The organism is Nitrospira sp. BLG_1, from assembly GCF_047338595.1.
Taxonomy (GTDB): Bacteria; Nitrospirota; Nitrospiria; order Nitrospirales; family Nitrospiraceae; genus Nitrospira_D.
Genome location: NZ_JBLFBO010000140.1, coordinates 1 through 1043 on the forward strand (window position 1 = coordinate 1; position 1043 = coordinate 1043).

At 47.2% G+C, this 1043-nt stretch carries 1 protein-coding gene; it reads right to left on the reverse strand.

What is annotated here, in order from left to right; translation table 11 throughout:
* Window positions 1-6 precede the first annotated feature (6 nt).
* Complete coding sequence (locus tag ACMTNU_RS20770; RefSeq protein ID WP_413937191.1) at window positions 7-1002, reverse strand: transposase; 996 nt, start codon at window positions 1000-1002, stop codon at window positions 7-9.
* Window positions 1003-1043 lie beyond the last annotated feature (41 nt).

The window sequence follows — 1043 nt, forward strand, 5'->3', positions numbered from 1 at the left end:
TAGGAGTTACGCAGTTGGAGAAAGGATGTAGGAAGGATTTTTGAGATAAGCGCGAATAGCCTGTCGGATAATGATTTGCTTGGCTTCAAACCAAGAGCGGTCAGTTTTCAAGCGATAGACTTCCAGACGAACAAAGGCTCGGATGGCTAAGGCAATGTGATTTTTCTGTGCATTCTCCAAGCGAAATTGACCACGCTCAATACCAGTATTCTGTTTCAGGCCACGGTGATAGACTTCGATCTGCCAGGCATCCAAGGCGTAAAATGCACACGCTTCCAAAGTCATATTCAATTGGCTGGTTGCCCAGTACTCAAATGAGCCGTTTTTGGCTACAGTCTTGAAGACTTTGATCCAGCCATACCCTTTCAGGTGCATTTTTTGTCCTTGTGATGGAATAAGCCAGTCGGATACTTGACGATTTCCTGACCGGTCCAAACTGACCAGTCGATTTTTCTTGACTTGTGTCAACCAATGCCAGCCAAAACCACGGATCGTTTTCAAGTTTTCAAGGCTGCTATACCAACTGTCAAAAACAACCAACTCGGGCGTGAACCCGCGTTCTTGGGCAGAGTGCAACATATTCTGGAAGTGATCGTTTTTGGTCAAACCATCCTGGCTATGATTGTACAAACGAAAATCACAAGGCACATGGGCTTTTCCGTCCGTCCATAACAATGAGATGAGATTGATGCCCATCACAACCGCATGGTGTTTGCCAGACCAGTGGCTACTCACCAGCGCCATCTTTTCTGCGTACGGCTTGTCCAAGGTCGTATCATCAATGACCAGAACGCCTTGGGTTTTCAAGGTAAGTTGTTCGACCTCTCGCCAGAGGGCTTGGCTATCTGGTGGAATGCGTTGAAGCAGACGGGTGTAGGCGTCATGCGCAGGTGCGCCTTCTTCACCAGAAATAACTTTTGAGGCCTCTACCGTGCTAAACACTCGTTGCGCCGCCAACAAGAACTGGATGTAATCATATTCATCGACTTTTGGAGGGTTCATTCCCTCAGTTTACTCACTCTTTTTCATCTGCGTAAGTCCTA

Bases quoted from the DNA above. Each gene is read 5' to 3' on its own strand.
- ACMTNU_RS20770 (WP_413937191.1), bottom strand. From the start codon at position 1,002: ATGAACCCTCCAAAAGTCGATGAATATGATTACATCCAGTTCTTGTTG.